The organism is Pseudoxanthomonas suwonensis (genome assembly GCF_010093235.1).
Classification (GTDB): Bacteria; Pseudomonadota; Gammaproteobacteria; order Xanthomonadales; family Xanthomonadaceae; genus Pseudoxanthomonas; species Pseudoxanthomonas suwonensis.
Map to the genome: position 1 here is coordinate 1 of NZ_PDWP01000053.1, position 4,311 is coordinate 4,311.

The window sequence follows — 4,311 nt, forward strand, 5'->3', positions numbered from 1 at the left end:
TTCGTGCAAGCAGAAGACGGCATGCTAGAGTCTCAGGGGTTTGTGGTGGTGTATAATGTTTATAAGAGACGGGTCCTGAGCCGGCGCCGCGGCCGGCTTGGCAGCCGCGACGGGCGCCGCGCCGGGAGCGGCGCCGCCGTGCAGCTGGTCCAGCAGCGCCTCGAACTCGTCGTCGGTGATCAGGTCGTCGCCGCCGGCCGGCGCGGATGCCGGGGCGGGCGCGGCCTGCGCCACGGGCTGCGGCGCCTGGGCGGGCGTCGTGACCAGGGCGAACTGCGCGATCAGTTCCGGCGGGGCATGTTCGGGATCGGTACCGGCGGCCACGGCGTCGAGCATGGCCTGCAGCCAGTCCAGCGAACGCTGGGCTGCGTCGAAGTGCAGCGGATCCAGCTCGGCGGTGCCGGAACGCGCGGCGCCCAGGGTCTCCTCGGCGGCGTGGCACAGCTCGACCATCGGGTGGATGCCGAGGAAGCCGGCGCCACCCTTGAGGGTATGGAAGCCGCGGAACACCGCGTTGAGCTGCTCGGAGTCGTGCGGTGCGCGCTCGAGCTCGACCAGCTGTTCGCCCAGCCGGTCCAGGATTTCCTGGGCCTCGACGATGAAGTCCGCTGCGATTTCCGGCGTCACACCGCTCATGTCTACAGTCCCAGGTCCGAGAGCAGGGCGTCGGCGTCGTCCTGGCTGACCGCGTGGCGGTCCAGGCCGGCGACGGCCGGGCCGGCGAGCGCCGGTTCGCGCGCTTCGGCGCGCGGCGGCAGGCCCAGTTCGCCGAAGCCCTCGTGGACGCGGCGGACGATGCCGGCCACGCGGCGGATGATCTGGCCGGTCAGGTCCTGGTAGCTCTGGGTCAGGGCGATCTCGATGAGGTTGCGGCGGATGTGGTCGAGCACCTGGTCCTGGCCGTCGGTGACGCCTTCGGCGCGCAGGCCTTCGACCAGCGAGCGGCATTCGTCGGCCAGGTCGAGGGTGCGGTGGGTGGCCTGCTCGGTCATGCCGATGACGTGGTCCAGGCGCGCGCAGGCGTCGTCCAGCTCCACGCCCTCCACGCCCTCCACGCCATGGTCGGCGGCGCCGGGCACTTCCGGCAGTTCGCCCAGGGCCTGGCTCAGTTCGCGCGCCAGCCGGCCAAGGCCCTGCACCAGCGGACGGGTGCGGGCGGCGGCCAGGGCGTCGATCTCGGCGCGCAGCGCGCTTTCGTCGCCTCGGTCCAGTGCGTCCAGGGCATCGTGCAGGCGCTGGACCAGCGCCGCACGCTCGGGGGATGCCGTGGTGCTCATGCCGTCGCCGCCAGCCGTTCGAAGATCTTGTTGAGCTTCTCCTCCAGGGTCTGCGCGGTGAACGGCTTGATGATGTAGCCGTTCACGCCGTTCTGCGCGGCCTCCAGGATCTGCTCGCGCTTGGCCTCGGCGGTGACCATCAGCACCGGCAGGGTCTTGAGCTTGGGATCGGCGCGGATGTTGCGCAACAGCTCGATGCCGGTCATGCCCGGCATGTTCCAGTCGGTGACGACGAAATCGAACGGCTGCGCGCGCAGGGCCGCCAGCGCGGTGTGGCCGTCGTCGGCCTCGGCGGTGTTGCTGTAGCCCAGATCGTTGAGCAGGTTCTTGACGATGCGTCGCATCGTCGAGAAGTCGTCCACGATCAGGATCCGCATGTTCTTGTTCACTTCATGCTCCGTTTGCGTTGCCTTTGGGCGGGCTCAGTCGTCGTCCAGACCGGCGTCGCGCGATTCGTACTGGGACAGGCGGCCGCGCAGGCGCAGCACGGCCTGGCCGTGGATCTGGCAGACCCGGGATTCGCTGACCCCGAGCACCGCGCCGATCTCCTTGAGGTTGAGCTCCTGCTCGTAGTACAGCGACAGCACCAGCTGCTCGCGCTCCGGCAGGCCGGAGATGGCCGTGGCCAGCTCGCGCCCGAAGTCGCCGCGCTCCAGCACCTGCTGCGGCGTGGGGCTGTTGCTGTTGACCTGCACGTCGCCGTGGTCCTCCACGTGGGAGTCCAGGCTCAGCACCTGGCCGCGCGAGGCGTCCTCGAGCAGGCGCAGGTACTCCGGCAGCGGCATCTCCAGCTTGGCCGCCACTTCCTGCGGCGCGGCGGCGCGGCCGGTGGCCTGCTCGATCTCGCGCACCGCGGCGGCGGCGTCGCGCGCGCGCCGGTGCACGGAGCGCGGCACCCAGTCGCCGCGGCGGATCTCGTCGATCATCGCGCCGCGGATGCGGATCGAGGCATAGGTCTCGAACGAGGCGCCCTGGTCCGGGTCGTAGCTGCGGCTGGCCTCGATCAGGCCGATCATGCCGGCCTGGATCAGGTCGTCGACCTCGACGCTGGCCGGCAGGCGCGCGGCCAGGTGGTGGGCGATGCGCCGCACCAGGTCGGCGTGCCGGGCGACGGCCTCGTCGGCGGCGTTGCCGCGCACCGCGCGGTATTCGGCGACGGCGTTCATGCGGCCGCGCCTTGCCGGATCATCCGGTCGACGAAGAACTCGATGTTGCCGCGCGGCGCGGTCGGGGCCTGCCAGCGGGCGGTGCGGCGGGCGATCTCGGCGGTGGCGCGGGCCGAGGGGCTGGCCGGGTAGGCGGTGGCGACGGCCCGCTGGCGCTGCACGGCCATGCGCAGCCAGTCGCACTGCGGCACCGCGCCGAGGAAATTGAGCGAGACGTCGCCGAGGAAGCGCTCGCAGACCCGCGACAGCTTGTCGTACAGGCCGCGACCCTCGGCCGGGCTGCGCACCATGTTGGCCACCACCTGGACCCGGTCCACGCCGCGCTCGCGGGACAGGACCTTGATCAGGGCGTAGGCGTCGGTGATCGAGGCCGGCTCGTCGCAGACCACCACCACCGCGTCCTGGGCGGCCTGGCAGAAGGTCAGGACGCTGTCGGTGATGCCGGCCGCGGTATCCACAACCAGCACATCAAGATCACGCTGCAGGTCATTGAAAACATTGACAAGACCCACATGCTGGGCCGGCTGCAGCTCGGCCATGTGCCGGCGGCCCGACGCGGCCGGGACCACCAGCATTCCGTTGGGCCCCTCCAGGATCACCTCGTCCAGCTCGCAGCGGCCGGCGACCAGGTCGGCCAGGGTGTTCTGCGGGGACAGGCCCAGCAGCACGTCCACGTTGGCCAGGCCCAGGTCGGCGTCCAGCAGCAGGGTGCGCTTGCCCAGCGCCGCCAGCGAGGCGGCCAGGTTGACCGAGAGGTTGGTCTTGCCCACGCCACCCTTGCCTCCGGTGATGGCGATGCTGCGGACGGGGGCGAGCTGTTCGTGGTTCATCGGGCGGAAGACAGGGCTGGGGATGGCGGGGCGGGACTCAGGCGACGGCATGGTCGGCCTCCGGGATGTTCGGCTTATCGGCAGCGCGGCGCAGATCTTCAAGGCGCAGCACCAGGCTGGCGGCGTTGGCGCGGTGCAGGTCCTCCGGGACGTGCTGGCCGTCGGTGATCCAGGTCAGCGGCAGTTGGTGGTCCACCACCACCGACAGGGCGCTGCCCAGGCGACCGGTCTCGTCGACCTTGGTCAGGACCACGCCCTGCGGGCGGGCCGGGCCGAAGCGGCGCACGACCTCGTCCAGGTCGGAGTAATGCTGGTTGGCCGGCAGGACCAGCAGGGTGCTGACGTTGCGGGCGGCGCGCAGCCAGTTGAGCTGGCTGGCCAGGGCGCGGTCGCGCTGGCCCAGGCCGGCGGTGTCGACCAGCACCAGGCGGTAGTCCTGCAGGCGCTGCAGCAGCTGGATCAGGGCGGCGTCGCTGTCGGCCTCGTGCACCGCGATGCCCAGCTGGCGGCCGTAGCCGTGCAGCTGCTCGCGGCCGCCGATGCGGGCGGTGTCGGTGGTGACCAGGGCGATGTCGCGCGGGCCATGCTCGGCCACGAAGCGGGCCGCCAGCTTGGCGATGGTGGTGGTCTTGCCGGCGCCGGTCGGGCCGACCAGGGCGATCACGCCGCCGGTCTCCAGTGGGTCGACCGGGCACACCGGCAGGCGGCGCGAGATCAGGCCGAGCATCAGGCCGCGGCCGCGGTGCAGCGGAGTGTCGGCCGGTAGCTCCAGGGCGATGTCGCGGGTGATCCCGGCGTCGAAGCCGTAATCCTCCATCAGCTCCATCGCCGCCAGGCGCACCGGCGAGCCGCGCAGGCGCTCGTCGGTCAGGCGGTGCATCTCGCGCTCGATCATCGAGCGCATCTGCGCCAGCTCCTCGCGCATGGAGCGCAGCTGCTCGTCGTCGGCCGGGGCCGGGACGGGCGCGGGCACCGCGAACAGCGCCGGCGCCTGGGGCTGGGGCTGGGCAGCGGGCGCGGTCTCGGCACCGGGGCAGG

At 71.7% G+C, this 4,311-nt stretch carries 5 protein-coding genes and 1 pseudogene; all 6 read right to left on the reverse strand.

The annotated features are described in order from the left end of the window. Positions 1 to 78 precede the first annotated feature (78 nt). Positions 79 to 636, reverse strand: a pseudogene (locus tag CSC68_RS15625) (Hpt domain-containing protein); the annotation flags it as partial. 2 nt (positions 637 to 638) lie between these two features. Continuing rightward, positions 639 to 1,277, reverse strand: coding sequence for a protein phosphatase CheZ (locus CSC68_RS15630; RefSeq protein WP_162204519.1), 639 nt, complete (start codon positions 1,275 to 1,277; stop codon positions 639 to 641). Beyond that, a complete protein-coding gene (cheY, locus tag CSC68_RS15635; protein ID WP_162204520.1) occupies positions 1,274 to 1,666 on the reverse strand; it encodes a chemotaxis response regulator CheY in 393 nt (130 codons plus the stop codon). The genes CSC68_RS15630 and cheY overlap by 4 nt, the downstream gene beginning before the upstream one ends. A gap of 33 nt (positions 1,667 to 1,699) precedes the next feature. Beyond that, positions 1,700 to 2,443, reverse strand: coding sequence for an RNA polymerase sigma factor FliA (locus tag CSC68_RS15640; protein WP_162204521.1), 744 nt, complete (start codon positions 2,441 to 2,443; stop codon positions 1,700 to 1,702). Continuing rightward, positions 2,440 to 3,324 (reverse strand): P-loop NTPase, encoded by an 885-nt coding sequence (locus tag CSC68_RS15645; RefSeq protein WP_425501269.1) that lies wholly within the window; start codon positions 3,322 to 3,324, stop codon positions 2,440 to 2,442. The genes CSC68_RS15640 and CSC68_RS15645 overlap by 4 nt, the downstream gene beginning before the upstream one ends. Further along, a partial coding sequence (flhF, locus tag CSC68_RS15650) for a flagellar biosynthesis GTPase FlhF (RefSeq protein ID WP_162204523.1) occupies positions 3,311 to 4,311 on the reverse strand: 1,001 nt, incomplete at its 5' end. The genes flhF and CSC68_RS15645, both read right to left, overlap by 14 nt.